Annotated in this window: 28 protein-coding genes and 1 tRNA gene; 10 read left to right on the forward strand and 19 right to left on the reverse strand. The window is 64.9% G+C overall.

The window, feature by feature from the left end; genetic code table 11:
- Positions 1-180 precede the first annotated feature (180 nt).
- The 5 genes from Q3C01_RS42000 to Q3C01_RS42020 form a co-directional block, all read right to left on the reverse strand.
- Positions 181-1,824, reverse strand: a complete 1,644-nt coding sequence (locus Q3C01_RS42000; RefSeq protein WP_458151203.1) for a lysine--tRNA ligase — start codon at positions 1,822-1,824, stop codon at positions 181-183.
- 169 nt (positions 1,825-1,993) lie between these two features.
- Positions 1,994-2,908: a transporter substrate-binding domain-containing protein gene (locus Q3C01_RS42005; RefSeq protein ID WP_458151204.1), complete on the reverse strand. Its 915-nt coding sequence runs from the start codon at positions 2,906-2,908 to the stop codon at positions 1,994-1,996.
- Between the two features lie 216 nt (positions 2,909-3,124).
- Positions 3,125-3,715 (reverse strand): SCO family protein, encoded by a 591-nt coding sequence (locus Q3C01_RS42010; RefSeq protein ID WP_458151205.1) that lies wholly within the window; start codon positions 3,713-3,715, stop codon positions 3,125-3,127.
- 25 nt (positions 3,716-3,740) lie between these two features.
- The gene (locus Q3C01_RS42015) at positions 3,741-3,866 is read right to left on the reverse strand and encodes a hypothetical protein (protein WP_458151206.1); all 126 of its coding nucleotides are present in this window, start codon (positions 3,864-3,866) and stop codon (positions 3,741-3,743) included.
- Positions 3,867-4,054: 188 nt separating this feature from the next.
- Complete coding sequence (locus Q3C01_RS42020; RefSeq protein WP_458151207.1) at positions 4,055-4,576, reverse strand: Clp protease/crotonase-like domain-containing protein; 522 nt, start codon at positions 4,574-4,576, stop codon at positions 4,055-4,057.
- A 256-nt stretch (positions 4,577-4,832) separates the two neighbouring features.
- Here Q3C01_RS42020 and Q3C01_RS42025 point away from each other — a divergent pair, with 256 nt between their 5' ends.
- The 4 genes from Q3C01_RS42025 to Q3C01_RS42040 all read left to right on the forward strand — a co-directional run bounded on the left by Q3C01_RS42025 (position 4,833) and on the right by Q3C01_RS42040 (position 8,437).
- Complete coding sequence (locus Q3C01_RS42025; RefSeq protein ID WP_458151208.1) at positions 4,833-6,491, forward strand: FAD-binding dehydrogenase; 1,659 nt, start codon at positions 4,833-4,835, stop codon at positions 6,489-6,491.
- A gap of 40 nt (positions 6,492-6,531) precedes the next feature.
- Positions 6,532-7,413 carry a CE1 family esterase gene (locus Q3C01_RS42030; RefSeq protein ID WP_458151209.1) on the forward strand — a complete coding sequence of 294 codons (882 nt, stop codon included), beginning with the start codon at positions 6,532-6,534 and terminating at the stop codon, positions 7,411-7,413.
- 129 nt (positions 7,414-7,542) lie between these two features.
- Positions 7,543-7,893, forward strand: a complete 351-nt coding sequence (locus tag Q3C01_RS42035; RefSeq protein WP_254102615.1) for a RidA family protein — start codon at positions 7,543-7,545, stop codon at positions 7,891-7,893.
- A 178-nt stretch (positions 7,894-8,071) separates the two neighbouring features.
- Positions 8,072-8,437: a nuclear transport factor 2 family protein gene (locus tag Q3C01_RS42040; RefSeq protein ID WP_458151210.1), complete on the forward strand. Its 366-nt coding sequence runs from the start codon at positions 8,072-8,074 to the stop codon at positions 8,435-8,437.
- 191 nt (positions 8,438-8,628) lie between these two features.
- Here the strand turns inward: Q3C01_RS42040 and Q3C01_RS42045 are convergent, their stop codons facing one another.
- From Q3C01_RS42045 to Q3C01_RS42090, 10 genes are all read right to left on the reverse strand, one after another.
- Entirely contained in the window at positions 8,629-9,477 is an 849-nt protein-coding gene (locus Q3C01_RS42045) for an amidohydrolase family protein (protein ID WP_458151229.1), read from the reverse strand.
- 95 nt (positions 9,478-9,572) lie between these two features.
- Positions 9,573-10,505 (reverse strand): sugar-binding protein, encoded by a 933-nt coding sequence (locus Q3C01_RS42050; RefSeq protein WP_458151211.1) that lies wholly within the window; start codon positions 10,503-10,505, stop codon positions 9,573-9,575.
- An 89-nt stretch (positions 10,506-10,594) separates the two neighbouring features.
- Positions 10,595-11,665 carry an ABC transporter permease gene (locus Q3C01_RS42055; protein WP_458151212.1) on the reverse strand — a complete coding sequence of 357 codons (1,071 nt, stop codon included), beginning with the start codon at positions 11,663-11,665 and terminating at the stop codon, positions 10,595-10,597.
- Positions 11,665-12,429, reverse strand: coding sequence for an ATP-binding cassette domain-containing protein (locus tag Q3C01_RS42060; protein WP_458151213.1), 765 nt, complete (start codon positions 12,427-12,429; stop codon positions 11,665-11,667). The genes Q3C01_RS42055 and Q3C01_RS42060 overlap by 1 nt, the downstream gene beginning before the upstream one ends.
- Positions 12,430-12,441: 12 nt before the next feature.
- Complete coding sequence (xylA, locus tag Q3C01_RS42065; RefSeq protein WP_458151214.1) at positions 12,442-13,764, reverse strand: xylose isomerase; 1,323 nt, start codon at positions 13,762-13,764, stop codon at positions 12,442-12,444.
- Positions 13,761-15,218: a xylulokinase gene (gene xylB, locus Q3C01_RS42070; protein ID WP_458151215.1), complete on the reverse strand. Its 1,458-nt coding sequence runs from the start codon at positions 15,216-15,218 to the stop codon at positions 13,761-13,763. The genes xylA and xylB overlap by 4 nt, the downstream gene beginning before the upstream one ends.
- A gap of 82 nt (positions 15,219-15,300) precedes the next feature.
- Entirely contained in the window at positions 15,301-16,353 is a 1,053-nt protein-coding gene (locus Q3C01_RS42075) for a LacI family DNA-binding transcriptional regulator (RefSeq protein WP_458151216.1), read from the reverse strand.
- A gap of 103 nt (positions 16,354-16,456) precedes the next feature.
- Positions 16,457-16,921, reverse strand: coding sequence for a GNAT family N-acetyltransferase (locus Q3C01_RS42080; RefSeq protein WP_458151217.1), 465 nt, complete (start codon positions 16,919-16,921; stop codon positions 16,457-16,459).
- 11 nt (positions 16,922-16,932) lie between these two features.
- Positions 16,933-17,445: a GNAT family N-acetyltransferase gene (locus tag Q3C01_RS42085; protein ID WP_458151218.1), complete on the reverse strand. Its 513-nt coding sequence runs from the start codon at positions 17,443-17,445 to the stop codon at positions 16,933-16,935.
- Positions 17,445-18,026, reverse strand: coding sequence for a helix-turn-helix domain-containing protein (locus tag Q3C01_RS42090; RefSeq protein ID WP_458151219.1), 582 nt, complete (start codon positions 18,024-18,026; stop codon positions 17,445-17,447). The genes Q3C01_RS42085 and Q3C01_RS42090 overlap by 1 nt, the downstream gene beginning before the upstream one ends.
- Before the next feature lie 194 nt (positions 18,027-18,220).
- Here Q3C01_RS42090 and Q3C01_RS42095 point away from each other — a divergent pair, with 194 nt between their 5' ends.
- Entirely contained in the window at positions 18,221-19,213 is a 993-nt protein-coding gene (locus tag Q3C01_RS42095) for an alpha/beta fold hydrolase (RefSeq protein WP_458151220.1), read from the forward strand.
- Between the two features lie 34 nt (positions 19,214-19,247).
- Here Q3C01_RS42095 and rpiB read toward each other — a convergent pair whose 3' ends face one another.
- Both rpiB and Q3C01_RS42105 read right to left on the reverse strand, forming a co-directional pair.
- The gene (gene rpiB / locus Q3C01_RS42100) at positions 19,248-19,736 is read right to left on the reverse strand and encodes a ribose 5-phosphate isomerase B (protein ID WP_458151221.1); all 489 of its coding nucleotides are present in this window, start codon (positions 19,734-19,736) and stop codon (positions 19,248-19,250) included.
- 114 nt (positions 19,737-19,850) lie between these two features.
- Positions 19,851-19,924 (reverse strand) — tRNA-Gly (locus tag Q3C01_RS42105).
- A gap of 174 nt (positions 19,925-20,098) precedes the next feature.
- Between Q3C01_RS42105 and Q3C01_RS42110 the strand changes: the two genes are divergently transcribed.
- The 5 genes from Q3C01_RS42110 to Q3C01_RS42130 all read left to right on the forward strand — a co-directional run bounded on the left by Q3C01_RS42110 (position 20,099) and on the right by Q3C01_RS42130 (position 23,072).
- Positions 20,099-20,677, forward strand: a complete 579-nt coding sequence (locus Q3C01_RS42110; RefSeq protein WP_458151222.1) for a methylated-DNA--[protein]-cysteine S-methyltransferase — start codon at positions 20,099-20,101, stop codon at positions 20,675-20,677.
- A 9-nt stretch (positions 20,678-20,686) separates the two neighbouring features.
- Positions 20,687-21,526 carry a helix-turn-helix transcriptional regulator gene (locus Q3C01_RS42115; RefSeq protein ID WP_458151223.1) on the forward strand — a complete coding sequence of 280 codons (840 nt, stop codon included), beginning with the start codon at positions 20,687-20,689 and terminating at the stop codon, positions 21,524-21,526.
- Positions 21,527-21,581: 55 nt separating this feature from the next.
- The gene (locus tag Q3C01_RS42120; protein WP_458151224.1) at positions 21,582-21,941 is read left to right on the forward strand and encodes a VOC family protein; all 360 of its coding nucleotides are present in this window, start codon (positions 21,582-21,584) and stop codon (positions 21,939-21,941) included.
- 170 nt (positions 21,942-22,111) lie between these two features.
- Positions 22,112-22,504 carry an SRPBCC family protein gene (locus tag Q3C01_RS42125; RefSeq protein WP_458151225.1) on the forward strand — a complete coding sequence of 131 codons (393 nt, stop codon included), beginning with the start codon at positions 22,112-22,114 and terminating at the stop codon, positions 22,502-22,504.
- Between the two features lie 115 nt (positions 22,505-22,619).
- On the forward strand, positions 22,620-23,072 hold the full coding sequence (locus Q3C01_RS42130) for a hypothetical protein (RefSeq protein ID WP_458151226.1): 453 nt from the start codon (positions 22,620-22,622) through the stop codon (positions 23,070-23,072).
- 108 nt (positions 23,073-23,180) lie between these two features.
- On the opposite strand, the gene Q3C01_RS42135 is transcribed toward Q3C01_RS42130, so the two are convergent.
- Together Q3C01_RS42135 and Q3C01_RS42140 are read right to left on the reverse strand one after the other, a co-directional pair.
- Entirely contained in the window at positions 23,181-23,873 is a 693-nt protein-coding gene (locus Q3C01_RS42135) for a hypothetical protein (RefSeq protein ID WP_458151227.1), read from the reverse strand.
- Positions 23,874-24,019: 146 nt separating this feature from the next.
- Positions 24,020-25,483 (reverse strand): MATE family efflux transporter, encoded by a 1,464-nt coding sequence (locus Q3C01_RS42140; protein WP_458151228.1) that lies wholly within the window; start codon positions 25,481-25,483, stop codon positions 24,020-24,022.
- Positions 25,484-25,613: the final 130 nt, after the last annotated feature.

A 25,613-nucleotide genomic window follows, 5' to 3' on the forward strand; every position in this document is an offset into this window, starting at 1 on the left:
CGGCTTCCCGCCCACCACCATCATGACAGACTTTCCAGACACAGGGACCCATAACCACAGGGAGTAGTTTGGCGAAGACTCGGAGTTATCAGCTTCGCGCCAAACCGCTCCCTGTGGTTATGGGTCCCGGATCTGCGCTCCGCTTCGCTACGCTTGTCCGGGACGACAGTTGAGTATGCGCTACGCACTCCTTGCCAGCGCGCCGTCGATCATGTTGACGGCGTTCTGGAGGCCGTAGACTGCGACGAAGGAGCCGAAGCGCGGGCCTTTCTCCTGGCCGAGCAGGACCTGGTAGAGCATGTTGAACCAGTCCAGCGTGACGCCGGGACGGCCGTCCTTGCCCTTCTTGACCTGATCGAGGAACGGCTCGCGGCGGCCGATCTCGTAGACGACGTTCTGGATGTCCTCGGCCGAGGCATCCTGCGGCAATTGCGAGAGCGCATCGCGCAGATCCTGCAACGCGGCGCGCTCCGAGTCCGTGGGCTCGCGGAACTGCTTCGTCGGCGCGACGAAATCGCGATAGTAGTTGATGGCGTAGCCGACCATCGCGTCCAGCTTCGGATGCGTCTGCGGGCTCACACCGGGGCGGTAGCGGCCGATGAAGCCCCACAACGTCTCGGCGTTCTCCGCGTTCGACGAGGACACCAGCGTGAGGAGAAGCTGGAACGTGACGGGCATGTCCGCCTTCGGCGGATGGCCGTTATGGAGGTGCCAGACGGGATTGCCGAGCTGCTGCTTGGCATCCTGCCGGGGAAAGCCGTCGAGGAACTGCTGGTAATCGTCGACATTGCGCGGGATGACATCGAAATAGAGCCGCTTCGCCGCCTTCGGCTCGCGATACATGAACAGCGACAGCGATTCCGGCGGCGCGTAGCGCAGCCATTCGTCGATGGTCAGGCCGTTGCCCTTCGACTTCGATATCTTCTGGCCCTTCTCGTCGAGGAACAGCTCGAAATTGAAGCCCTCCGGCGGCGTGCCGCCGAGCGTCCTCGCAATGGCGCCCGAGAGCTTCACCGAATCGATCAGGTCCTTGCCGGCCATCTCGTAGTCGACGCCGAGCGCGACCCAGCGCATCGCCCAGTCGGCCTTCCACTGACACTTCACATGGCCGCCGGTGACTGTTGTCTCGACCTCCTCGCCGGTATCAGGATCGACGTAAGTGACGGTGCCGGCGGCGACGTCCCGACGGATCATCGGCACCTGCAAGACCACGCCGGTGGTCTTGCTGATCGGCAGGAATGGCGAATAGGTCGCGCGGCGGTCCGGCCCGAGCGTCGGCAAAATGATCGCCATCACCTTGTCGTAGGCCGCGAGCATCTTCAGCAGCGTGGCGTCGAAACGGCCCGAATTGTAGTAGTCGGTCGCGCTGGCGAATTCGTAGTCGAAGCCAAAGCTGTCGAGGAAGGCGCGCAGCCGCGCGTTGTTGTGGTGCCCGAACGACGGATAATCGTTGGAGAACGGGTCCGGCACGCGCGTCAGCGGCTTGCCGAGATGCGCGGCCAGCATCTCCTTGTTGGGCACGTTGTCGGGGACCTTGCGAAAGCCGTCCATGTCGTCGGAGAAGGCGGTCAGCCGCGTCTTGATCTTGTCCTCGGTGAGCACGCGGAAGGCATGACGCACCATGCTGGTGCGCGCGACCTCGCCGAAGGTGCCGATATGCGGCAGGCCGGACGGGCCGTAGCCGGTCTCGAACAGCACCTCTTCCTTCGGGCTCTTCTTCAGCCGCGCGACAAGCGCCTTCGCCTGCTCGAACGGCCAGGCGTTGGATTGTTCGGCGAGCGCACGCAGATCGCTCGGGCTTGCGGCAGGATCAATAACGGACATTCAAGGGGCCTCCGGGCCGCGGAAAATAGCGATTTCCCGGCAGAATGCAAAAGTTGCAGCGCCTTTATCGCGGAATTGTAGGGTGGGCAAAGCGAAGCGTGCCCACCACTTCTAGAAACGGTGGGCACGGCGCTTTGCGCCTTTGCCCACCCTACGGCAGCTCGGTCTATTAGAAAGGGCTCACCGAGAAGTACCGCAGCCATAGGTCGGTGTAGCGGCCTTTTTCCCAGACGCGGAACAGCGCCCAGTTCAGCGCCTGGCGCAACAGGTCGTTGCCCTTGCGCACGGCGATGCCGACGCCTTCGCCGAAGAAGCGGCTCTCGATGAAGGGGCCGCCGGAGAAGGCGCAGCAATCACCGGAATCCGTACCGTTGATCCAGAACGCCAGCGAGATGGCGTCGCCGAAGATGAAGTCGACCTCGCCGCGGCGAAGCGCGCTGCGCAAGGCTTCGTCATTGGGATAGCCGTGCAGCTCGGCGTCGGTGAACATCGCCTTGAGATACGCTTCATGCGCGGAGCCCGCGATGACGCCGACCTTCTTGCCCTCGAGAGACTCGGGACGGATCTCCGGGATCACCGCGTCCTTGCGCGAGGCGAAGCGCGCCGGCACGCGATAGTAGGGATCGGTGAAATCGACACGCGCGCGGAGCTGCGGGCTCACCGCCATGGACGCGATGATGGCGTCGCCCCGGTTCGAGGAGAGCGCATCGATCAGCGTCTCGAAGCGGCGCATCTGCACGGTGCAGGTGACCTTGATCTCCTCGCATAGCGCGCGGGCAAGATCGACGTTGAAGCCGGCGGGATTGCCGTCGGCGCCGGTGTAGTTGAACGGCGGATAGTCGGTCTCGGTCAGGAAGCGGATCACGGTCAGGCGCGACAGGTCCGGCCGCTCGGGCCGGCGCCGGGGGTCCCAGAAACCGGGCACGGCCTGGGGGGCCGCTTGGGGCCCTGCTGGCGCCGGCTTGGCCGGGGCCTGCGCAAGCGCGCCGGGCGCCGCCGATAGCAGGCAGACACCGACCGCCGCCAGCCCGATCAGGAGGCGGCGGACAGTTTTGAGGGATTTCGCCTGTTGCGATGGGGCCATCGGCTTGAGATCAGCGGGATTTTTGGATCGGAGGGCCTTATAGACCATCCCGCCGGGAACGCGAGCGCCGATTGCGGCTGGGTGCAGGTGCGCTCCCTCTCCCGCTTGCGGGAGAGGGTTGGGGAGAGGGTGTCGCCGCGGGCGAGAATCCCAATTTGGAGAGAGCCCTCACCCGGCGCTACGCGCCGACCTCTCCCGCAAGCGGGAGAGGTGTCCCTAGAGATACCGCTTCAGCTCTGTGGCGGCCTCTTCGGGCAGGCGTTTCATGTTGAACGGCGCGACGAACCTCCCGTCGCGGTCCATCAGGTAGATCAGCGCGGTGTGATCCATGGTGTAGTCGCCGTCCTTGGTCGGGACCTTCTTGGCGTAGACGCGGTAGGACGTCAGCACCTTGGCGGTCTCGGCCGGATCGCCGCTGAGGCCTTCCAGATGCGGATCGAAGCTCGACAGGTAGTCCTTCATCGTCGAGGGCGTGTCGCGCTCGGGATCGACCGAGATGAAATAGGCGTTCACCTTGTCGGCGTCCTTGCCCATCGCGCGCAGCACTTCCGATATCTCGAACAGCGAGGTCGGGCAGACGTCCGGGCAATGAGTATAGCCGAAGAAGATCAGGGTCGGCTTGCCCTTCAGATTTTTGTCGGTGACGGTCTTGCCGTTCTGGTCGGTCAGCGCGAACGGTCCGCCGATCGCGGCCGGCTGCGCCACTTTGCCGACGCCGCCCATGGCCCAGAACATCACGAGCAGCCCGACGACGAGGCTTGCGGCGAAGGCGGTCACGATCACCAACGGGCGGGCAGTCCGGCTCATCGTGGAGGAAATCCCGTTTTACGGATCAGAAGCAGGCAGACAGGCCGGCCCTGATCATCTCAAAAAACACCTGGGTGCCGTAGTGGAACCACAGCGCCAGCGAGGCCAGTACCGCAAGCCCGCCGAGCCCCACGCCCGCGAACAGCAGCACAGACGCCGTCCTGCCGGCAGTGGGCGAATTGTCCGATACCCGATGCGCTGATTGCAGTGGTTGAGCCTTGACAATGACCGGGGCGAGACGCACCGGTTCCCTGCCCTCAAATAGGCACTGGCCCGCGCCTGGGCAAGCGCCACCGGCGGGCCAGAATAGCTCCCCGGATCAGCTCGTTCGGATGGATATCAGTGAAGCAGCTGACCCCGGGCCGACTCCAGCTCTTCCGCTTGCGGAAGAGCCCGGCGCGACGGGCGGCTGGTGGCAGCCTGCGCATCCATGTAGCAGGGCTTGTACATCGACTGGAGCTGCTTGCCCCTGAGGAAGATCATGTGCGGGGTAAGGCCGCCGCGCTGCGAAATCCAGCGCCGCACCTGCGAGGGATACATCGCATACAGCATCTGGGTCGCTTCGGGATTGGTGACGGCGCGGCCGTTGACGCCGAAATCCCAGGCAGCATGGAAGCCGAGCGTCGCATGCGAGGTCACGCAGATGCGATCACGCGGAATGGCGCCGAGGACGATGGTGCAGGCCGAGGCGCAGAGCCCGTCGATGATGACGGTCTCGCCGGACTGGCGCAGGTCCTGGTATCTGTCGACATAGGTTCCGATGCGGCCGCCACGGTCGTCGGCGATACGAACGACCGCGTGAGAGGCCCCCATGCCCGCGAACAGGAGAACCGCTGCGAGCAACCCCGTCAGAAACTTCATGTCCCCCGCCCCAGTCCCATTCGAATCTGTGTGTCAGGTCGTGATGCGCGGCTAGCGTCCGTCGTAACCGTGGTTTTGTCTAGGCGCGGGGGCTGGCTCAAAACAAATTCAAATCCGGTGTTGCGCCCGCGCTGCACTTGCCGGTCCCTTGGCCGTCCCAATCCCAAAGTGGAACAAGTTAACGGATTCTTGTGGTCCTCCCCTTGATCTCAGCGACGGCGGCTGACTTCAATCCGGATGATTACAGGGGAACTCAATGGCTGAGCAGGCGGACGTCATCATCGTCGGCGCGGGGTTGTCGGGGCTGGTTGCTGCAACCGAGATTGCCGATGCCGGCAAGCGTGTGATCGTCGTCGACCAGGAGGGCGAGCAATCGATCGGCGGTCAGGCGTTCTGGTCGTTCGGCGGTTTGTTTCTGGTCGATTCGCCGGAACAGCGCCGGCTCGGCATCAGGGATTCGTTCGAGCTTGCATTGCAGGACTGGCTCGGCACGGCGGGCTTCGACCGCGACGAGGATCATTGGCCACGGAAATGGGCGGAAGCCTATGTGGCATTCGCGGCCGGCGAGAAGCGCTCGTGGCTGCGTGCGATGGGCCATCGCATCTTCCCGGTGGTCGGCTGGGCCGAGCGCGGCGGCTATGACGCGATGGGGCACGGCAACTCGGTGCCGCGGTTTCACGTCACCTGGGGCACGGGGCCCGGCATCGTCGAGCCGTTCGAGCGCCGCGCGCGCGAGGCCATGAAGGGCGGGCGACTGACCTTCAAGTTCCGCCATCGCGTCGATGCATTGAATGTCACGAACGGCACGGTCGACGGCGTGAGCGGCAAAATCCTCGAGCCTGACCAGGTCGAGCGCGGCAAGAGCTCCTCGCGCAACGTGGTCGGCGACTTCGCGCTGAAGGCACAGGCGGTGATTGTCGCCTCCGGCGGCATCGGCGGCAATCACGATCTGGTGCGGCAGAACTGGCCGAAACGGCTCGGCGAGCCGCCGAGATTCATGATCTCAGGCGTGCCCGAACACGTCGACGGCCGCATGATCGGCATCACGGAAGGCATCGGCGCGCGGCTGATCAACCGCGACCGCATGTGGCATTATGTCGAGGGCATCCAGAACTGGTCACCGATCTGGCCGCGCCATGGCATCCGTATCCTGCCCGGCCCCTCCTCGATGTGGTTCGACGCCACGGGCACGCGGCTGCCGGCGCCGCTCTTTCCAGGCTCGGACACGCTCGGCCAGCTCAAATACATCATGTCGACCGGCCATGATTATTCCTGGTTCGTGCTGACGCAGAGCATCATCAAGAAGGAATTTGCGCTCTCGGGCTCCGAGCAGAATCCGGATCTCACGGGAAAAAGCTGGCGCATGACCTTGCGCCGCGCCACCAACAAGGGCGCGCCGGCACCGGTGGAAGCCTTCAAGAGCCATGGTGTCGACTTCATTGTGCGCGACAAGCTCGACGAGCTCGTACCTGCCATGAACAAGCTCGCCGGCAACGATCTCCTCAGGCTCGACCACGTCAGGATGCAGATCGAGGCGCGCGACCGTGAGATCGCCAATCCCTTCGTCAAGGACGCTCAGGTGATGAACATCCACAATGCGCGTCGGTATATCGGCGACAAGCTGATCCGCAGCGCCGCCCCCCATCGCATCCTCGATGCCGAGCACGGGCCGCTGATCGCGGTCAAGCTCAACATCCTGACGCGCAAGACGCTCGGCGGCTTCGAGACCGATCTGGACTCGCGCGTGTTCGGACAAGAGGGCCAGGTCATTCCAGGCCTCTACGCCGTGGGCGAGGCCGCCGGTTTCGGTGGCGGCGGCGTGCACGGCTACCGCTCGCTGGAAGGCACGTTCCTCGGCGGCTGCCTGTTCTCCGGCCGCAACGCCGGGCGCGCGGCGGCGAAGGCCGTGGGGTGACATCGTGCTGTGGCGGTGGGGCATTGGAGTTGTGGCTGCAATGCTGCTGTTCGCCGCACCCACTGGGGCCGACACGATCGACGTCAATGGCGTGACGCGCACGTTCATCATGATGCCGGCGCCGACCAAGCCGGCGCCGCTCGTCATCGTGTTGCACGGCAAGACTCAGCGCGGCGCCGACATGGTAACGCGAACATCCTGGCCGCTGATCGCCAGGCGCGACTCCTTTGCAGTGGTGTTTCCCGATGGACTCAACAACGCCTGGGCCGATGCGCGACCCGACGCACGACGCGCCGGCCGCGGACCGCCCGAAGGCACCGACGACATCGCTTTCATCTCAGCCCTGGTCGACAAGCTCGTGAAAGACGGCACGGCAGACGCGCGCCGCGTCTACATCACCGGCGTCTCCAATGGCGGCGCGATGACCATGACGCTGGCCTGCAACCGCGCCGATCTGTTCGCAGCCGCCGCCAGCGTGATCATGAACCTCACCGACGAATCGGCCGCCGCCTGCCATCCATCACGTCCGCTGCCAATGCTGCTCATGAACGGCACGGTCGATCCGCTGATCCCCTATGACGGCGGCCGCGGCGCGAGCTATTTTGCGGCCGACGGGTTCTGGTCGACCACGAAGACGCTGGCATTCTGGCGCAGCATCAATGGCTGCGAAGCTGATGATGCCGCGGCAACCGACCTGCCCGACAGGAACCCTCACGACGAGTCCACCGTGACGCAGATCGCCTCGCGCTGCCCGAAAGGGGGTGACGTCGTGCTCTATCGCGTCAATGGCGGCGGTCACCGCATGCCCGGGCATTTCCCCGACGCGCATTTCCCAAAGCTGGCGAATGGCCTGCTCGGTCCGCAGAACGGCGACATCGACGGCGCCGACACGATCTGGGCGTTCTTCAGCCGCTTTCCCTGAAGCCGCGCATGCATCGGCCGACGCATGCGTCACCGGCAACGCATGCGTGCCCGCAACGCATGCGTGCCCGGGGTGGCAGAGCACAGGACGCTGCGCTAGACAGGGCCGCCATTCCAACAGGAGATTTAGATGAGCATTCAACGTTTTGAAGCTGGCCCGCGCATGAGCCAGGCCGTCGTGCACGGCAACACCGTCTATCTCGCCGGTGTCGTCGCCAGCAACGCCGCCGGCGAAAGCGTGACCAAGCAGACCCAGGACATCCTGAAAACCATCGACGGCCATCTCGCCAAGGCCGGCACCGACAAATCGAAACTGCTGTCGGCAACGATCTACATTACCGACATGAAGACGTTCCAGGAAATGAACGCGGTGTGGGACGCCTGGGTGTCGCCCGGCAACACGCCGGCGCGCGCCACCGTGGAAGCCAAGCTCGCTGCCCCGCAATACACCGTCGAGATCATGGTGACCGCGGCGAAGTAATTTTCGCTGCAGGAACCAGGCGTGCGTCTGAAGTGCGATGAAAACATCATCGCGCTTCAGTTTTTTTGGCGCGTGATCCTTTCGCGTGCGGATGACCTCCGAGGTAATCGATTGGCGCGCACAAACCTTCGATAGTCAGCGACAGCCGAACCATCCGGCGCTTTTCGAAGGAGACACCATGACCGACCACATCACCCTCGCCCGTCGCTATATCGATCTCTGGAACGAGCGCGCGCCGGGCAAACGGCGCGAATTGCTCAGCGCGAACTGGACGGCGGATGCGAGCTACGTCGATCCCTTGATGCGCGGTGACGGCCATGACGGCGTCGACGCACTGATCGCCGGCGTGCAGCAGCGCTTTCCCGAATTCAGGTTCAGGCTGATCGGCGAGCCCAATGGCTATGGCGAGCACCTGCGCTTTTCCTGGGGCCTCGGCCCCGACGGCGTCGACAGCCCGATCAAGGGCACCGATTTCGCCGTGCTGAAAGACGGCCGCATCAAGAGCATCACAGGCTTCTTGGATCAGGTGCCTGCCGGCGCGTAAACGGGCGCGGCAGCCACGAGTTCGTCATGCCCGGGCTCGTCCCGGGCATCCACGTCCTCAGCATCGACTATGCGGCGGCGCGTGGATGGCCGGGACAAGCCCGGCCATGTCGATGTGGAGGCATTGGCGCCGAAGACCATCAATGCTGTTGTGTGGCGCCATGAGGCAGCCAATGCTGCAATTGCAAGGCGTCAGGTAACCGACAATCGATACGCCCGCTGCGCATTCGGCCCGAATGCCTTCTCTCGCACCTTTGGACCAAGCTTCGTCAGGCAATCATCGAGCGCGTTCTTGATCTCACCGTAGCTTCCTCCGAGCAGGCACACAGGCCAGTCCGAGCCGAAGATCAGGCGATCCTCGCCGAAACATTTGGCGGCGTGCTCGACGTAAGGCGACAGCCGCGCCGCGTCCCAGTCGTTCCACCGGGCCTCCGTAGCGAGGCCGGAGATCTTGCACCAGACATTGCCGCAGGCCGCGAGCGCGGCGATGCGGTCGGCCCAGTCGCGACTGAAGCCGTCGGCGATTGGCGGCTTGGCAGCATGGTCGAGCACGAAACGTGCTTGCGGAAACGCCTGCGCCGTCGCGATCGCAGCCGGCAGCTCGCGGGTGCGGACCAGGAGATCGTAGGTGAGATCATGCGCGAACACCGCCGCAAGGCCGCGCTGCACGTCCTCGCGCAGCAGCCATTCGGGATCGGCCTCGTCATGGACCTGGTGGCGAATGCCGACCAGCCTGTCGCCCGCCGGCGCGGCGCGCAGCCGGCCGAGCGTTTCGTCGAGCGCGCCATCGGTCAGATCGACCCAGCCGACGACGCCGACGACGAAGGGCGTCGCGGCAGCAATGCGCAAAAATTCCTCGGTCTCCGCGACCGAGTGACGGCACTGCACCAAAATGCTCGCGTCGATGCCGTTTTGTTCGAGAAGCGGCGCAAGATCGGTGGGGCCGAAGGCGCGGCGGATGGGGGCGAGGTCAGCCGCCGTCATCCAGGGATAGTCGGCGCGCGCGGGGTCCCAGAAATGCTGATGCCCGTCGATCACCATCATTCATCCTCCACCCATCATCGTCGTAGTCTCTCCCGCCTGCGTGGCCGCGGGCGGGAGAGAAGCGCAGGAACGCCGGGGGCTGGCGGACGTTCCTACTTCAACATCTGCGCGACGTTGTCCTTCGTCACCAGATCAAGACCGGTGTAGACGATCTCCGGCACCTTCTGGCCCTTCTTGATAGCAAGGAGCGTGTCCATGGACTTCTCGCCCATCTCGAACGGACGCTGGCCGGTGAGCGCGTTGGAATAGCCGTCACGCAGGAGCTCAAGCTGCATCTTGAGCGTATCGGCGACGACCAGCGTCAGCTTGCCGGAATCGATGTCCTTCTTGTTCTTGTTGACGAAAGCCTTGAAGCCTTCCGGCGCGAACATCGGCCAGCCGCCGACCGGCACGATCGCGGCGAGGTCCGGCGTCGCGGTGCGCAGGTCCGCCATCTGCTGGACTGCGAGCGTGGAGTCGTCGTTGCAGAACGTCGGTGAGCCCGCGACCTCGACCCATTTCGAGCCCTTGAGCGCCTCGCGGACGCCATCGACGCGCTCGGCGAGGTTCTTCGCACCCGGACCGCCGGAGACCATGGCATATTTGCCGCCCTCGGGCCGGAGCTGGAGCAATTGCTTGCCGAGCGCGAGGCCGAAGTCCTTGTTGTTGGTGCCGATATAGGCGATGCGCTTGGAGCCCGGCGCATCCGCGTCAAACGTGATGACGGGAATACCGGCCGCGGTCGCCGCCTCGATCGACTTGGTCATCGCCGCGACGTCGGCAACCGAGATCGCCATACCATCCACCTTCTGGGTGATGAAGTCCTGGATGATCTGCGCCTGCGTCGCCGGCTCGTGCTCGATCGGCCCCTTATAGATGCATTCGACGTTGCCGAGCTCCTTGGCGCGCTTCATGCAACCGTCGCGGGCGACGTCGAAGAACGGATTGTTCATCGCCTTGGGCACGACCGCGAACTTGTAGGTCTGGGCAAACGCCGGGGTCGCCATCATCGCGATGGCCATGCCGGCAAGCAGTAGCTTTCTCATTACGTTCCCTCCACACTTTTAATGCCTATCCTTTTGAAAACTCCGGAAGGCGGATAGACGATGCAGTTGCCCTCCCGGAGTAACTCTCCTCACGCCATGCGCGAGCGGATGCGGTCCACCAGCACGGCCAGGATGATGATCACGCCGACCAGCGTCTGCTGCCAGTAGGAGTTGACCTGCGCGAGCACGAGGCCGTTGCGGATCACCTCGAGCAGCACGCAGCCGACGATGGCCCCTAACGGACCGCCGATGCCGCCGGCGAGATTGGCGCCGCCGATGACCGCAGCCGCGATCACGTTGAGCTCGTAGGACGTCGCCATGTTCGCCGGCGCCGATCCCAGCCAGCCGGAGATGATGATGCCCTGAAGCCCCGCGGCGAGCGCGCAGATCACGTAGACCTCGATTTTCACGCGTACGACCGAGATGCCGGTCAATTCCGCCGCCTTCTCGTTGCCGCCGAGCGCGAAGACGTGACGACCAAAGGTGGTGTGGTGCAGCACGACCGCCATAACGAGGGCGAGGATCACGAGGTAAATGAAGGGCGCGGGCACGCCGAACAGGTCGCCCGAGGTGAGCGCGTAGAAATAGTCAGCGTCCGGCCCGCCCGGAAAGCTGCCGCGGCCGTTCGAGACGACATAAGCGAGCCCACGCACGATCGAGAGCATGCCGAGGGTCGTGACGAAGGGTGACAGCCCCAGCGTCGCGATGCAGAAGCCGTTGATGAGCCCGACGACCAGTGCGACCGCTAGCCCCGCCAGCACAGAGATCACGAGGATCAACCCAGGCACATTGGCAACAACGGTCTTACCATCAGCCGCCAAATGGACGAACAGCGATCCCGGTGCCGACAGCTCGACCATGACCATGGAAGTGATCATGGCGGAGAAGCACATCATCGAACCGACGGAAAGATCGATGCCGCCGGTGATGATGACGAAGGTAATTCCGAGGGTTGCGATGGCGATGAAGGAAAAGTTCTTCGCCACATTCTGCATATTGCCTTCGGTGAAGAAGTACGGGCTGGCGAAATGCATGATGGCGAGCAGCACCAGGAGCGCGAGCAGGACGTAGCCGGTCTGCGTCGCAAACAGGCCGCGCTGCCACCATCTGGACTTGCCGACATTGGTGAAGGTGATCGGGGATTCGATCTGGATCGCCATTACGCCGCCTCCTTCGCGCCGGTGATGAGGGCGGTAACTTCCTCGGGACTGGTATCGTGGATCGCCTTGTCGGCGCGCTTCTCGCCACGGCGCATGACAACGACGCGGTCGCAGACCGCGAACACATCAGGCATGCGGTGCGAGATCAGCATCACGGCGACGCCCTGCTCTTTCAGGCGGTGGATCAGACCCAGCACCTGCTCGACCTGCCGCACCGAGATCGCGGCGGTCGGCTCGTCCATCATCACGAGCTTGGCGTTCGACAGCCGCGTCCGGGCGATCGCGACCGCCTGGCGCTGGCCGCCCGACATCTGCTTGACGAGATCGTGGGGCCGCGTCTCCGAGCGCAGCTCGCCGAACAAGTCCAGCGCGCGGGCCGCCATCGCCTTGTGGTCGAGCAGGGAGATGGGGCCGAATTTGCGCTTGAGCTCGCGGCCGAGAAAGACGTTCGCCGCCGCGGTCAGATTGTCGGCGAGCGCGAGGTCCTGATAGACCACCTCGATGCCGACGGCGCGGGCGTCGATCGGCCGGTAAAAATGCACTGCATTGCCGTCGAAGCGGATTTCGCCGTGGCTGGGGCGGAAATTGCCGGCAATGATTTTCACCAGCGTCGACTTGCCGGCGCCGTTGTCGCCCATGAGGCCGACCACCTCGCCCGGATAGACCTGCATGTCGACGTCGTGCAGCGCACGGATGGCGCCGAACTCCTTGCCGATCCCGGTCAGTTCGAGGACCGGTTGCCGTGTTGCTTCAACGCTCGTCATCGACAGCCTCGCTCAGACGTACCGGTTGACCAGGGATTCCAGATATTCCTGACGGCCCGACCGCGGCTGCGGATCGAAGCCGGGGGCGAGCGCGCGGTCGGCGAGATCGGCGAGCGAGCGCTGGCCGGCAAGGATGGCGCTGCCCTCAGCTCCCGCCCACCCCTGATAGCGCTCGGCGAGCGGTGCGGTGAGTGCGCTCGCGTCGAGCATGTCGGCCGCCGCAAGGAAGGCACGCGCGCAGGCATCCATCGAGCCGACATGGGCGTGGATCAGATCGTCTGGGTCGATGGATTGCCGCCTGATCTTGGCATCGAAATTGAGACCTCCCGCGGTGAAGCCGCCGCGGTTCAGCATCTCGTGGAACACCAGCGCGAGCTCGCCCACGTTCATCGCGAACTGGTCGGTGTCCCAGCCGAGCAGGTCATCGCCTCGGTTGATGTCGAGCGAGCCGAATACGCCAAGGGCTTCGGCGAGCGCAACCTCGTGCTGGAACGAGTGGCCGGCGAGGATGGCGTGGTTCTGCTCGATGTTGAGCTTGACGTCCTTGAGGAGGTCGTAGCGCTGGAGGAAGCCGTAGCAGGTGGCGACGTCGAAATCATATTGGTGCTTGGTCGGCTCCTTCGGCTTGGGCTCGATCAGGATCGGGCCCTTGAAACCGATCTTGTGCTTGTGCTCGACGACCAGGGAGACGAAGCGGCCGAGCTGGTCGAGCTCGCGCCCGATATCGGTGTTGAGCAGCGTCTCATAGCCCTCGCGCCCGCCCCACAGCACGTAGTTCTGGCCGCCGAGTCGGTGCGTGACCTCGAGCGCGGCGCGCACTTGTCCGGCGGCATAGGTGAAGACCTCGGGATCCGGATTGGTCGCCGCGCCTGCCATGTAGCGGCGGTTCGTGAACAGATTGGCCGTGCCCCAGAGCAGGCGAACCTTGGCGGAGGCCATCTTCTGCTCGAACAGATCCGCGATCGCATTGAGGTTGGAGACGGACTCGGCAAGCGAAGCTCCCTCCGGCGCCGCATCGACGTCGTGGAAGGTGAAGAAGGGCACGTCCAACAGGCGGAACAGTTCGAAGGCGACATCGGCCTTGGCGCGCGCCATCGCCATCGCATCGCTGCCGTGATGCCAGGGCCGCAAGAACGTCTCGCCGCCGAAGGGATCGCCGCCCGGCCAGCAGAACGAGTGCCAGTAGCAGACGGCAAAGCGCAAATGATCCTCCAGCCTGCGGCCGTGGACGATGCGGTCCTTGTCGTACCAGCGAAACGCGAGCGGGCTCTTGGCGTTCGTGCCGCCATAGGCGACCGGCGCGGTCGCACCAAAGAAATTCGGGGATGCGTTCACAGGGAGAACTCCTTCAGCGCGGGATACAGTTTTCGCCACTGATGATAGGCGTCGTCATAGGCGGCAGCGGTGGATGTGCGCGGCACAAAGCTCGCGAGGCGCCGCGGACGTGTGCAGACTTGCGCGGGTTCTTCGCCGGTGGCGGCAAGGCGGCCGAGCCGCGCCGCGCCCAGCGCAGCCCCGACCTCGCCTTCCTCAACGCGGTGGACGGGAATGCCGAGCACGTCGGCGCAGATCTGCGCCCACAAGGCCGAGCGCGATCCGCCGCCGACGAGATCGACCTCCGAAATCGCCGAGCTCGCGCTGCCGAGCGCGGCGAGATTGTCGCGCGCGGCGAAGGCGACGCCTTCGAGCACGGCCTGCACGATCTGCTCGCGTCCGTTGGCGCCGCGCAGGCCCACGAAAGCACCGCTCGCCGCAGCATCGTTGTGCGGCGTGCGCTCGCCATCGAGGTAGGGCAGGAACTTGATCGGGCTCGGCCCGTCGACGCTCTCGCCGAGCGGCGCGAGCAGCTCGGCCGCGGGCGCTGCCATCACGCTCGAAAGCCAGGCGAGCGAAGCTGCGGCCGAGAGCATCACGCCCATCTGGTGCCACAGGCCGGGCAGCGCGTGGCAGAAGGCGTGCACGGCGGAGGCCGGAGCCGGCGCAAACCGGTCGGTGACGCGGAAGATGACGCCGGAGGTGCCGAGCGACAGGAAGGCATCGCCGGGCGCGATCGCACCGAGCCCGACCGCGCTCGCTGCGTTGTCGCCCGCGCCACCGGCCACGACGACATTTTTCGCCATCCCCCAGCGCGTCGCATATTCCGGCGCGAGCACCGCACTGACCTCGCTGCCTTCGACGAGGCGCGGCATGTGATGCAGATCGAGGCCCGTGGCGTGCAACAGAAGTGCGGACCAACGGCGCTGACCGACGTCAAGCCACAGCGTGCCGGCGGCATCCGACATGTCCTCGACCATCTCGCCGGTCAGGCGGTAGCGCACATAGGCTTTCGGCAGCAGCACTTTTGCGACGCGCCTGAAGATCTCGGGCTCGTGTCCTGCGACCCACAAGAGCTTTGGCGCGGTGAAGCCGGGCATCGCCAGATTGCCTGCGATCGCATGCAGCGAAGGGCAACGCCGCTCCAGCCTGACGCATTCTGCATGCGAGCGGCCGTCGTTCCAGAGAATGGCCGGGCGCAGCGGACGGCCGTCATCACCGAGCAGCGTCGCCCCATGCATCTGGCCGGAGAGACCGATGCCGCGCACCTGCGCGACCTCGCTCTGGTGGCTGGCGGCGAGATCGTCGACCGCGCCGATCGCGGCCGCGACCCAGGCGTCCGGATCCTGCTCGGACCACAGCGGCGCGGGGTGCGACAGCGCAAGCTCGCGCGAGGCCGTCGCGACGATCGCGCCGGCTTCGCTCATGAGCACCGCCTTCACACCGGACGTGCCGATGTCCATTCCGAGAAACACGTATCGTCCTCCCTTTCCGGCCCGGCTGGCGATCTTTGTCGCCTGTCCCGCACGGGCCGTCCTCATGCATTCGTTCTGCCGGCTAAGGCAGATTGTCCCGCATCACGATGTCGATGCGGATCTTCTCCTGTTCGCTCAAGATCGGCTCGCCGCGCGCCAGCGCCAGCAACACGCGCACGGCGGCGCGCGCCTCGTGCCCGGGGTTCTGCGAGATCGCGGCATCCATCACGCCCTGCAGCAGCAGCTTGCGCGTCAAAACCGTGACGTCGTGTCCGACGAACACGATCTGCCTGTCGCGGCCGGATTCCACCAGCGCCCTGGCAACGCCCTGCGTACCCGCGCCGACATTGTAGAGGCCGACGATATCAGGGTGTTTGGCAAGCAGCCGCGCCAAAAGCTGCCAGGAGCGCTCGTCCTCGTCGCGCCCCTCCAGCACCGGCAGCACGCTTAGCTCTACGAACTCCGAGGCCATCACCTGGTTGAAGCCGAAGATGCGCTCGGCGTGGTCGCGCAGGCCCTGCGAGCCGGCGACGATCGCGACCTTGCCGGAGCTTAAATCAGACCTTGGACCCACGAGCCGGCCGACCAGCGCGCCCGCGGTGCGCCCGGCGGCGATGTTGTCGATGCCGACATAATGGTGGCGTCGCGACGACGGCACGTCGGAGACCAGCGTCACCACCTTGGCGCCGCCGTCGACGAGATCGTTGATCGCCGCCCGCACGCCGGGATGATCGAGCGCCACCACCGCGATGCCGTCATAGGTACCGACCAGCGCCTCCAGCGAAGATGCGAGCACGGAAGCATCGAACACGTCGGTCACGACCATCTCGACCGCGAGGCGGCGCGCCGAAAGCCAGGCCGTCATCTCGCCGAGATAGGACTGGATCTGCTGCATGAACAGGTTCGGCCCCGACGGCATGACGAAGGCGAAGCGCCGGGCGCGGCCGCGGGCGAGCTCGGCAGCGGCCACATGCGGCTGGAAGGAATTGCGTTCGATCGCCTCCTTGACGCGCCGGACCGTGTCCGGCCGCACGCCCGGCCGGTTGTGCAGCACGCGGTCGACCGTCGCGAGGCTGACGCCAGCCTGGCGGGCGATGTCCCTCAATGTCAGCGCAGCGGGCGCGTCCTGCTTCATGGCCTGAAGGCTAGCAGAGGTTTTCTGAGGTACGCAACTCATTTTGAGGGACAGACTGAGGACATCCGGTCGCCCGGTTGCTGGCATAAGCCGCAGGCGGGTCTCAGCGCCCGGTCAGGTCGAGCGTCAGGAACAGGCTGTTGGAATCCTCGACATAGCCTTCGAAGGGACCGCAATCGACGAAGCCATGCGCCCGGTAGAGCGCGTGCGCGGGCTTGAAATAATCCCAGGAGCCGGTTTCCAGGCTCAGCCGCGCCATGCCGCGTCCGCGCGCCTCGCCGATGATATGGCTGAGCATGAGCGCGCCAAAGCCGCACCGGCGCGCAGTCTGAAGCGTGTGCATCGACTTCACCTCGCCATGATCAGCCAAGAGCGTCTTCAGCGCGCCGGTGGCGACCAGCGTGTCGCCATCCCAGCCGGTCCAGAACGCGACGTCGGGCGCGCGAAGGCCGGCGAGATCGAGGGCATGCGCGCTGCCCGGCGCAGTCTGCGCCCGCGCAGCCGCGACGTGATGGTCAAGCAGCGCAATCACGCGCGGATCGTAGGTGTCGCCGGTACGGATTTGCATTTTGCCCCTCCTCACGGCGTGATGTCGGTGGCGAGGTGCTTCTGCATGAATACCAGATCGAGCCAGCGGCCGAACTTGCAGCCGACCTCCGGCATGCGCGCGACCTCGACGAAGCCGAGCGAGGCATGCAGCGCGATCGAGCCCGCATTGGCGGCCTCGATGCCTGCAATCATCGTGTGCTTGCGCATGGCGGTGGCGCGCTCGATCAGCGCGGCCATCAGGCTGCGACCGATGCCGCAGCGGTGGTGGCGCTCGTCGACATAGACCGAATTCTCCACGGTGTGGCGATAGCCGGGCCACGGGCGGAAGTCACCGAACGAGGCAAAGCCCACGACATCCGATCCGCGCATTGCGACCAGCACGGGATAGCCGGCCTCGCCGCGGGCGCGGATCCAGTCGCGCCGTGCCTCCAGGTCCGACGGGCCCTCGGTCCACACCGCCGTGGTGTTGAGCGCGGCGAAATTGTAGATCGCCAGAATATCGGCGGCATCTTCCAGCGTGGCATCGCGCACGATCAGAGGCATCAGTTTTTCCCGTAGCTAGTGCCGCGCCGGATGACGATGACGTAGCGCGCATCCTGCCGGCTTTCGTTTTCGAAGGTCACCGCGCGCATGACGTCGAAGTCGAGGCAATCGCCTTCGCGCAGGCGCAGCGTCTTGGCGTCGATATGGACACAGATCGCGCCCTCCAGCATCAGGAGCTGCTGGGTGAAGGCGGTGCGGCCCCATGGGCTGTAGGGCACGCGCGCACCGGCCGGCAGATCGACGACGATGATCTCGATGCCGCTCGCCGCATCGGTCGGCGAGGCATGACGGCGGCGATAGCCGCTCTCGGGATCGCGCCATTGCGGCTGGTCGGCAAGCCGCACCAGACGCTCCGGCGGTTTTTCGGCGAGCGCAACGACGTCGCTGAGCGACACGTCCAGCGCCGCGCAGAGCTTTCCGAGCAGCGCCGCCGTGGCGCTGCTCTGCGCGCGCTCGACCCGCCCGATCATCGCGCGGCTGACGCCCGAGCGCGCCGCGAGTTCGTTCAAGGTCATGCCGGTATGCATCCTCAATGTCTTCAATCGGCGACCGATCGCCCTGTCGAGCTTTTGCTGGTCCATTTTTGCTGGTTCCGGCCCTCATCCGAACATCGGCCGGCCCACGAACCGCATCCGCCAAGGCAAGAGCAAGCTTAGCGCGGCGCGCGGCGTGCGCCGGGATCGAGAAGCTAATATATTAGAATCTTTGCGCGCGGCGAACGCCCGATTAGGATGCATCGACGGCAGGGGGCAATGCATGAGCGAGGCAATCACACATGAGCCAGCCAACCCAGCGGATGATCAGGACCAACGGCATCAGCCTCAACGTCGCCGAACAGGGTGAAGGGCCGCTCGTGCTGCTCTGCCACGGCTTTCCCGAGAGCTGGTACTCCTGGCGCCACCAGCTCGCGGCCTTGGCCGCGGCCGGCTTCCATGCCGTCGCGCCCGACATGCGCGGCTACGGCAAGAGCGACCGTCCAGAGGCGATCGATCAATACACGATCTTCCATCTCATCGGTGATCTCGTCGGATTGCTCGACGCGCTTGAAGCGCCCACCGCCGTGATCGTCGGGCACGATTGGGGCGCGACGATTGCCTGGCACACCGCGCGCCTGCGGCCGGATCGCTTCCGTGCCGCCGCAATCCTCAGCGTGCCGTTCCGCCCGCGCAGCCCGGCGCCGCCGACGAGCCTGATGCCGCAGACGGCGGAGGCGCAGTTCTATCAATTGTACTTCCAGGAGCCCGGCACAGCCGAAGCCGAGTTCGAAAAGGATCCGCGACAAACGCTCGGTGCGATGCTCTATGGCGGATCAGGCGAAGGCGCGGCTGCGATCCGCGCCAGGGCAGCGAGCGCCGGCAGAAGCGTCGGCGTCGGCATGGTGTCGCGGACCGGCGGCATGCTGCCGAGCGTGCCGGTGCCGCTGCCGTCATGGCTCAGCGCGAGCGATCTGGATTTCTATGCCGCCGAGTTCGCCCGCAGCGGGTTTCGCGGTCCTCTCAACTACTATCGCAACGTCGATCGCAACTGGGATCTGATGGCCGCCTTCGAAGGCGCGAAGGTCACGGTACCCGCACTCTTCATCGCCGGCGACCACGACATGGTCATCGCCTTCCCCGGCGCGGCCGAGCACCTCGCCAACATGAAACAATCGGTGCCACAGCTCCGCGACATTCAGATGCTCCCCGGCTGCGGCCACTGGACCCAGCAGGAACGTCCGAACGAGGTGAATGCGGCGCTGATCGAATTTTTGCGCAGCCTGCCGAATTGAGGCGCGGCGGAAAATCACTTGCAAGTCTGCCGTCCTAACAGGAGCCCAGTTTATCGACGCGCCTTTGATGGCGACCGCCGTCGAATTTCGTGCTCAAGAACACTTCGACGCATTCTTTCGCCACCGCTTCGCCGGTCATCCGTCCGCCCAGCGCCAAAACATTCGCGTCATTATGCTGGCGGCACAGCCGCGCGCCCGTGACATCATGCGCAAGCGCGCAACGGATATGCGGATGGCGGTTGGCGGCGATCGAAATGCCGATACCCGATCCGCAGATCAGAATGCCACGTCCGGCCTTGCCAGCCTTGATGGCGTCGGCCAGCTTGCCGGCGAAATCGGGGTAGTCGACGGAATCGGCACTATTCGTGCCTAAATCCAGCCACGTCACATCGGGCAAAGCGCCTTTCAGGGCTTCTTTGAGAGCAAAGCCCCCGTGATCACAGGCAATGGCTACTACGCGTCCCAAACAAGCCGTCTCGTCTGCGTCGGCTATTCGTTGCTTCATCAATTGATCGCCAGTCATATCTATCTCATAGCAAGCGTAGCGCCGATGAAGCGCAGCTCAATCCCGGACCGGCGTCCGACAGATCCGGCATTCCGCTTCGCTGCATGCGGGCTACGGCAGATGAGCAAGGCTTGGAGCGGGCGAAGGGAATCGAACCCTCGTATGCAGCTTGGGAAGCTGCCGTTCTACCATTGAACTACGCCCGCGAGACGCGTGGTCCGCGTCCCCCTTGATTAGCCGAGACGGCGCCTCGCGCCAAGCGCTTTGGCGCGTTCGCCCTCACGCTTCTTAACCTGTTGGCAAGATTTCGGGTGCGCCCGATTGTGGCGGTGTTATGATCTTTATCCGGGCTAAGGACAGTGCATGAGTGGGGCGTGCACATGATGGGGCGGTCTTACGCGATATTCGGCACGGCGATCGGCCGCTGCGGCATCGTCTGGAGCGGTGCCGGGATCGTGGCCGTGCAATTGCCGGAGGCGCGGGAGCTCGACACAAGGCGCCGGATCTTTCGGGTTCATCCCGAGGCGCGCGAGCAACGGCCGTCTGGCAATACCGAGCTTGCGATCGAGGCCATCGCGGCGTTCCTGCATGGCGACGCCGCCGATCTCCCCGACATCAGCCTCGACATGAGCGGCGTGCCAGGCTTCAACCGGCGGGTCTATGATTTTACCCGCGCCATCCCGCGCGGGGAGACCCGGACCTATGGCGAGATCGCGAAGGCGCTTGGCGCCTCCGGCGCTTCGCATTCGGTGGCGCAAGCGATCAGCAAGAATCCCTTCATGATCATCGTGCCCTGCCACCGCGTGCTCGAAGTCGGGAACTACGCCGACCGGATCTCGCCTTACGGCGGGGTGATCTCAAAACGCCGGCTGCTCTCGCTCGAGGGCGCCCGTCCAACCGCCAGCAAGACGCTGTTCGAAGTGCTGCTGCCCGTTGCTCCGCCGCGCGCACCTACCTAGATAGGTAGCATGGAAGCGATCACGCTGAAGACGACGCCTGCGATGACGGTGTCGCGGTTTCGCTGCGATGCGGGACCGGACGACAAGCCGTTTGCCGAATATCGCACCGGCCATTCGCTCGCCTATGTCCGCGAAGGCAGCTTTGGCTGCCATTGCCGGGCCGGCTTCTTCGAGCTGGTAGCCGGCTCCGTGCTGGTCGGCCGTCCCGGCGAGGAATACACCTGCACGCATGAGCATGTCAGCGGCGACGAGTGCCTGTCGTTCTTCATCGGCAACGACCTCGTTGCAGCGCTGGGCGGACGGCGCGAGGTCTGGCAGGTCGGCGCCACGCCACCGCTGCCTGAGCTGATGGTGCTGGGCGAGCTGGCCCAGACGGCGGCAGTTGGCAACAGCGACTTAGGGATCGACGAGATCGGCCAGATCTTTGCGGGCCGTTTCATCGAGGTGGTCTCGGGCAAGGCGCGCAAGCCGGTGTCGCCGACGACCCGCGACCGCCGCCGCGCGGTGGAGAGTGCGCTGTGGATCGACGAGAATTCCGGCGAGGATATCGATCTCGACGACGCCGCGCGGCAGGCGGGCCTCAGCCCGTTCCACTTCCTGCGGCTGTTCAGAAGCGTACTCGGCGTTACCCCGCATCAATTTCTCGTGCGTTCGCGGCTGCGGCACGCGGCGCGGCTCTTGAGCGATCATGACATCCCGGTCACCGACATCGCCTATGACGTCGGCTTCGGCGATCTCTCCAACTTCGTCCGCACCTTCCATCGCGCAGCCGGCGTATCACCGACAAAGTTTCGCCAGGCCTCGCGCGGGATGCGCAAGATTTTCCAAGAGCGGCTCGCCCTCAACTGACTAGGGTCGTCTCCGACAGCGCCGACACGCGTGCGCTTTTCGAACGGAGACGATCATGTATGACCATATCGGGTTGCGCGTTGCCGACCTCGACGCCAGCACGCAATTCTATACCGCGGTGCTCAGTCCCCTCGGCTATGTCCTGTGCTCGAGCGGCGACGGTTACGCCGGCTTCGGGCCGAAGGGCGAGCCGGCGCTCTGGCTGCATCTGAACAAAGGGCGGAAGGCCGACGGCGCTCATATCGCGTTCCGGGCCAAGGACCACGACGCCGTGAAGACATTCCACAGTGAAGGCCTGAAATCAGGCGGCCGCGACAACGGCGGCGCCGGCCCGCGAAAAGACTACAGCCCGACCTACTACGCGGCGTTCTTGATCGACCCCGACGGCAACAATGTCGAGGCGGTGTGCACGTGAGCTGAGTTGGTAGTTCGTAGGGTGGGCAAAGCGAAGCGTGCCCACCACTTCTCTCAACGCTTAAGAACGGTGGGCACGGCGCTTCGCGCCTTTGCCCACCCTACTAACTTCGCTGCGCTCGCAATGACGGTGTTTTTAGTGACACCTCCCCCACCACAAGGACACCACCCATGGCCTCCATCCACAACGACATTCCTCTCAACGCTCCCGCACGCGCCGTGTGGGACGCGGTGCGCGATTTCGGTGCCCTGCACGAACGTCTCGTGCCGGGCTTCGTCACGGCGTGCCGGTTTGATGGCGATGCGCGCATCGTCACCTTCTCCAATGGCTCGGTGGCGCGCGAGGTGCTGGTCGATTGCGACGAGGCGCGGCAGCGGCTGGTCTATGCAATCAACAACGAGCGGCTGAAGCATTACAGCGCCTCGGTTCAGGTGATCGCTGAGAGCGAGGCGAAATGCCGGCTGGTCTGGACCATCGACATGTTGCCGAATGAGCTCGCGCCCTACGTGCAGGGCCAGACCAGGGAAGCGGTGTATGCGATGCACAGGGCGTTCCCGGGATAAACGGTTCCTCTGTGATGATTTTCACAGAGCCCTCCCCGCGCCGGACCTAACAATGGCCCCGTGCGTCCGTTTGGCTCCGCTCTCCTGGCGGCGCCACGCATGCAGGGAGCTAGCTATGAAAGGTGCTGACAAGGTGGTTTGCCAGGCAGCCGCCGTGCTGCTGCTGTTTTCCATCACGAGCGTGCCGGCCAGCGCGCAGTTCGCAGGTCTCGGTGGCAGCGGAGGCGCCGGCGGTCAGGACATGATGACCCAGATGGCGCCGATGCTGGAGATGATGAAGGCGAAGATGGGCAAGCGCCGCTTCGCCATGCTGATGCAGACCATGGGCCCGATGATGAGCCGCATGATGGAGAATGGCGGCGGCTTTGGCGGCATGATGGGCGGAAGCGGTCTTGGCGGCGGCAGCTTCGGCGGCTACGCACCGATGGGCGGCATGGGCATGGGCGGTGGCGACATCATGGGGATGCTCGGCGGTTCGGGCGGCGGCGACATGATGGCAATGATCCCGCAATTGATGCGGCTCGCGAATATCGGCGGCGGTGGCCACCGCCGCCACAAGCACCGCTAAAGCACCCCGGCGAACCGCCGCCGCGTGGCAACCTTAGCAACGAAGCAACCACCCGTCCGTGGGCGAAGGATGGTTGCGCCGAGCCAGGCATCTGATGCGTCGCTGTGATCAGATCCGGTCGTTGATGAGGACGCCGGAAAGCGAAGGGTCGCTTGATTGCGTCGCGCTATAGGTCGAATCCGCGAGCGAGCTCTTCAGCGACTGAAGAAATTGTTCAAGCAGGTCCGCTGCCGACTTGCCGCTTGACGAACTATCCGTGGCATTGGCCGAGGAAGATCCGCTTGCATTCGTCGTGTCGCTTGATCCCGTCGCGGTGGAAGAGGTCGAATCCGTGAGCAGGCTTTTCAGCGAATCGAGGAATTGTTGAAGCAGGTCCACCGTCGAATTCCCGCTTGACGAACCATCCGTGCTGTTGGCCGGAGGAGGGCCGTCGGGCGGCGGCGGTCCACCTGCTCCACCCGGTCCAGCTGCCCCATCCGGTCCATGGGAAAACGCCGCCTTGAAGATACCTTGCAGCTCGGTAGCCTGCTGGTCGGTCAGCTTGCCGGCCGAAACTTCCTGCTGGATGAGACCATCGATCTTTGACTTGAAAGCATCAGGCGACGATCCGCTCCCGCTGGATTGATCGCTCGCGCTGCTGGATTGCAAGGAGGAATCGATATCGCTGAGCGCGGACGACAGCGCCGACTGATCGGACGAATCGATCGCGCCGGAACTGACTTCCGCTTGCAGCTCATCTTGTAGTCGCTGCAACGGCGATGAGTGGTGGTGGCGGGAGGAGAGCGCCGAAATCGAGGTCATGGTGGCTTCCCGTGCTTTTGCTGGACTCGAGGTGACGTTGCCCTCGAGAGCTTGCGCGGGGCCTTCGGCAAGGAGCTGGGCCGGTTACTCGATGTTGCCAACTAGCGATAAGAAACATTCAGAAACAAAAGTCTAGCAGGCTGGTCCTAGTCCGGCGCGGCCGAAGGAGCCGGCCTGATCGCAGGCTTGCTCGCGCGCGGTCCCCAGCGCGTCAGCACGACGCTGGAACACGAGAGCGTTCCAAGCACGACCATCGAGCTTGCCGCGAGCCAGAAGAAGCTTTGTGCGGTCGCTTCGTGCGTCGACAGCCACCAGCCGCTGACCGCGATGAAGACGAGTCGCGCAGTCTGGGCCAGCACCGGCCCCAGCACCTTGGCCGCGCCCTGCGATGAAAAATACATCGCCGTGGCAAGGCCCATGAAGGCGTAGAACGGCGCGACGGTGGAGAGATATTGTTGGCTCGTGGCGCGCACGGTCGCACTGTCGGTGAAGATATTGACCCAGAGATCGGGGAAGATCGCAACCAGGCTCGCGGGCGTGCCCACCGCGAAGAATGCGGCCACGCCGGCCGTCCAGGCAATACGGCGTGCGCGTGCGATCTTGCCGGCACCGATCGCCATGCCGACCATCGGCACCGAGGCGATGCCGAACGCGAACGCGATCGAGATCAGCAGAAATTCGAGCCGCGCACCGACGCCGTAACCGGCGAGGATCGCCGTGCCGAATTTTGCCAGCAGGTGGGTGAAGATCGAGATCGTCAGCACCGATTGCAGCGGCGAGAAGCAGGCGATGGCGCCCACTTTCAGGATGTCGAAGAACATCGCCCACTGGATCTTCAAGCCGGCCAGCTTCGGAACGACGCGGGCGCGGCCGGAAAACAGGTACCAGCTCATCACGCTGATATTGATCGTATAGGCGATGAGCGCGCCGGCGGCGACGCCGCGCATGCCGAATTGCGGGATCGGCCCAAGCCCGAGACCCAGCGTGCCGCCCAGGATGATCTGACACACCGCCGAATTGAGCATTAACAGGGAAGGCAGCTTCATGTTGCCGGTACCGCGCAGCACGCCGGCCAAGGTATTGAGCAGCCAGGCCAGCACCGCGCCGCCGAAGAACACCTGCGTGTAGGCGATCGCCTGCGCCAGTACGTTGCCGCGGCCGCCAAGCAGCTCGAGCAGATGCGGCCCGAAGATCAGCATGCCCAGCATGAAGATGAGGCCAAAGGCGATGCCAATCAGGAGCGCGTGCGCGGCAAGCGTGCCGGCGCGCTCGCGATCGCCGGCACCGAGCGCACGCGCGATCGCGGAGGCCACCGCGCCGCCCATCGCACCGCCGGACATCGTCATCATCAGGATCACGCAAGGAAACACCAGCGCCATCGCGGCGAGCGATTCCACGCCGAGGCGGCCGATATAGGAGGTCTCCGCGATCACTACGCAGGTGCCCGCGGACAGCCCGATCACATTCGGCCAGGCGAGGCTGAGCAGCGTGCGCAGGATCGGTCCATCGACCAGCGCGCTGCGTGGCGCAGCAGGCCTCGCCGGCCGCGATGGCGGCGGCTCGGGACGCTCCTCCTCGACGGGAAGCTCGGCGACGCCGACGTCGGACATTTCCTCTCCGAAAAGCCTTCTGAACTGCTACGGCGAATTGGCCGCGGCGTCTGTGAGCGCGATCACGTTCACCGTCAATTGACCGGATTCAACCCCTGCACGAACGAGATGAATGACCAGTGTTAGCACT

This window comes from Bradyrhizobium sp. UFLA05-109 (assembly GCF_054185165.1).